Source organism: Streptomyces sp. 150FB, assembly GCF_000818195.1.
In the GTDB taxonomy this organism is placed as follows: domain Bacteria; phylum Actinomycetota; class Actinomycetes; order Streptomycetales; family Streptomycetaceae; genus Streptomyces.
The window spans coordinates 343,039-346,378 of record NZ_JTHL01000001.1 but is presented as its reverse complement, the minus strand read 5'-3'; the positions used below and the strand labels follow the sequence as shown (position 1 = coordinate 346,378).

Genomic DNA, 3,340 nt, shown 5'->3' with positions numbered 1-3,340 from the left:
CAGCTCTCCGGCGGCCAGGCACAGCGCGTCGCCCTCGCGCGGGCGCTCGCCGCCCGGCCCCGGCTGCTGCTCCTCGACGAACCGCTGGCCGCGCTCGACCAGACCACCCGCGCGCAGGTGCGCCACACCCTGCGCGGGCATCTCGACGGCTTCGGCGGGGTCTGCCTGATCGTCACCCACGACCCCGTGGAGGCCGTCTCACTGGCCGACCGGGTCCTCGTACTCGACGAGGGCCGGGCCCTCCAGGACGCGCCGCCCACCGAGGTGACACGCAACCCGCGCTCCCCTTGGGTCGCCAGGATGCTCGGCCGCAACGCCTGGCCGGGGACGTTCGGGCCCGGCGGACTCGCCCTCGCGGGCGGCGGACGCCTGGTCGTCGCTGAGCCGCTTCCCGACGGTGCGTCGGCACTCGCGATCATCGCGCCGGAAGCAGTCTCCGTACACCGGGACCGACCGGGCGGCAGCCCACGTAATGTCTGGCGGGGGACGGTACGGGAGATCACAGCGGCCGGCAGCAGGCTGCGGGTGCTGATCGTGTCGGGCGAGGCGCCCGACCTGGTCGCCGAGATCACGCCCGGCGCCGCCGCCGAACTGGGGCTGGCCGACGGAACATCCGTGTGGACCAGCGTGAAAGCCACCGAGGTCACGCTCGTGGCCCTGTGAAGGGACCACGGGAGCAGGGGAGCGAACGATGCTGCTGCGTCAGTTGGAGTACCTGGTCGCCCTCGCGAGGGAACGGCACTTCGCGCGCGCCGCAGCGGCCTGCTTCGTGTCCCAGCCGTCGCTGTCCGCCGCGATACGCAAGCTGGAACACGAACTCGACGTCCCCATAGTGCGGCGCGGACAGCGCTTCGAGGGACTCACCCCCGAAGGCGAACGGGTCCTGCTGTGGGCCCACCGCATCCTCGCCGAGCGCGACGCGCTGCGCCACGAACTCTCCGCGATGCGCGGCGGCCTCGCCGGCACCCTGCGGATGGGCGCCATCCCCACCGCGCTCACGGCGGCCACCCTGCTCACCACACCGTTCGTCGAACGGCACCCGCAGGCCCGGGTCTCGCTCTCCTCGCTCTCCTCACGGGAGATCAACCAGCGGCTCGCCTCGTTCGAACTCGACATCGCGCTCACCTATCTGGACGACGACGCCCTGGGGCAGGTACGCAAGACCCCGCTGTACGAGGAGCGTTACCTGCTGCTCACCCCGCACGACGGGGCGCTCGCCGGGCAGCCGGTCGCGCACTGGGCGGAGATCGCCGTACAGCCGCTGTGCCTGCTCGCGCCCGAGATGCGCAACCGCCGCATCATGGACGAGTACTTCGCATCCGACGGCGCGACGGCGGTGACCCCCGCCATCGAGACCGACACCGTGGCGGGCCTCTACGCGCACCTCGCCTCCGGACACTGGTCGAGCGTCATCTCGCACGCGTGGCTCCAGATGTTCGGCGTACCGGAGGGCATGCGGGTGGTCCCGCTGGAGAATCCCGCGCACGGCCCCCGCGTCGGCCTCGTCATCGCCGACAGGTCCCCCGAACCGGTCCTCTCCCGCGCCCTGTTGGAGATCGCCAGGGAAGCGGGCGTACGGGAGGCGCTCGACGACCTCCTCGCCACCTACCTGCACCCGGTCCTGCCGCCCGCGGACGGCGCGGCGCAGGCACCGGCGTGAACTGCGGCGCGGGCACCGGCAGAAGCACGGGCACGGGCATAGGCAGCGGCTATCCGGGCATAGAAACTTTCGCTTTGCGGTCATCGCTGGTCAAGAGCACTGTGGAGGCATCCCCGAACCAATGGATGAGGAGCCGCAGTCATGGCAAAGGTGCTGTGCGTGCTGTACGACGACCCGATCGACGGATACCCCACGTCGTACGCCCGTGACGACGTCCCGAAGATCGAGACCTACGCGGGCGGCCAGACCGCGCCCACCCCGAAGGCGATCGACTTCACCCCCGGTGAGCTGCTCGGCAGCGTCTCGGGTGAGTTGGGGCTGCGCAGCTACCTGGAGTCCCAGGGCCACACCCTCGTTGTCACCTCCGACAAGGACGGAGAAGGCTCGGTCTTCGACCGCGAGCTGGTGGACGCGGATGTCGTGATCTCGCAGCCGTTCTGGCCGGCGTACCTGACCGCCGAGCGGATCGCCAAGGCGAAGAACCTCAAGCTGGTCGTCACCGCCGGTATCGGCTCCGACCACACCGACCTCGACGCGGCCGTCGCCCACGGCCTGACCGTCGCCGAGGTCACCTTCTCCAACAGCATCAGCGTCGCCGAGCACGTGGTGATGATGATCCTGTCGCAGGTACGCAACTACCTGCCCTCCTACCAGACGGTCCTGGACGGCGGCTGGAACATCGCCGACTGCGTCTCCCGGAGTTACGACCTGGAGGGCATGCACGTCGGTACGGTCGCCGCCGGGCGCATCGGCCTCGCCGTGCTGCGCCGCCTCGCGCCGTTCGACGTGAAGCTGCACTACACCGACCGCCACCGTCTGCCGGAGGCCGTCGAGCAGGAGCTGGACCTCACCTGGCACGAGAGCACGCAGGACATGGTCCCGCACTGCGACGTGGTGACCATCAACGCGCCGCTGCACCCCGAGACCGAGGGCCTCTTCGGCGACAAGCTGCTCGCGACGATGAAGCGCGGCACCTACCTCATCAACACGGCCCGCGGCAAGATCGCCGACCGTGACGCGATCGTGCGCGCGCTGGAGAGCGGTCAGCTCGCCGGCTACGCGGGCGACGTGTGGTTCCCGCAGCCCGCCCCGGCGGACCACCCGTGGCGGACCATGCCCCACCACGGCATGACCCCGCACATCTCGGGCACCTCGCTGTCGGCGCAGGCCCGTTACGCGGCCGGAACGCGCGAGATCCTGGAGAGCTACTTCGAGGGCCGCCCGATCCGTGACGAGTACCTGATCGTCGAGAAGGGCGCGCTCGCCGGCGTCGGCGCGCACTCCTACTCCGTCAAGAAGTAAGCCAGGAACGGGTCGGGAGCGGCCGGGGATCAGCCCGGATCCGGTCCGGAGAAGGCCCGCGGAGCGTCACGGCAGGCTCCGGCGTCCGTACGCGGATTCCGGCCTGACACGGAATCAGCGGTCCCGGCCATCGTCCACGGCCGGGGCCGCTGTGTCATGCCCATGGACCCTTTCGGCACACTGGAGGGGTGTCCTCACTTCCTCACCAGGTACAACTCGGCTTCCCCGGCGGTCACATGATCGTGTGCGGCGACGACACGCTGGCCCATCGGCTGGCGGGCGAGCTGCGCGACGTCTACGACGAACAGGTCGTCCTGGTCGTCCCGCCGCTACGCGCGTCGCACCTGCCGCCCGCCCCGGCGGGCGGCCGGGGCAGAG

At 70.7% G+C, this 3,340-nt stretch carries 4 protein-coding genes; all 4 read left to right on the top strand.

Going from position 1 to position 3,340, the window contains the following annotated elements; translation table 11 throughout:
* The coding region (locus QR77_RS48060; RefSeq protein WP_040019264.1) for a TOBE domain-containing protein at positions 1-663 on the top strand (663 nt) is incomplete at its 5' end.
* Between the two features lie 28 nt (positions 664-691).
* On the top strand, positions 692-1,660 hold the full coding sequence (locus tag QR77_RS01250; protein ID WP_040019263.1) for a LysR family transcriptional regulator: 969 nt from the start codon (positions 692-694) through the stop codon (positions 1,658-1,660).
* A 141-nt stretch (positions 1,661-1,801) separates the two neighbouring features.
* The gene (locus QR77_RS01245; protein ID WP_040019262.1) at positions 1,802-2,962 is read left to right on the top strand and encodes an NAD-dependent formate dehydrogenase; all 1,161 of its coding nucleotides are present in this window, start codon (positions 1,802-1,804) and stop codon (positions 2,960-2,962) included.
* Between the two features lie 188 nt (positions 2,963-3,150).
* Positions 3,151-3,340: hypothetical protein (locus QR77_RS45705; protein WP_150130335.1), on the top strand; the 190-nt coding region annotated here is incomplete at its 3' end.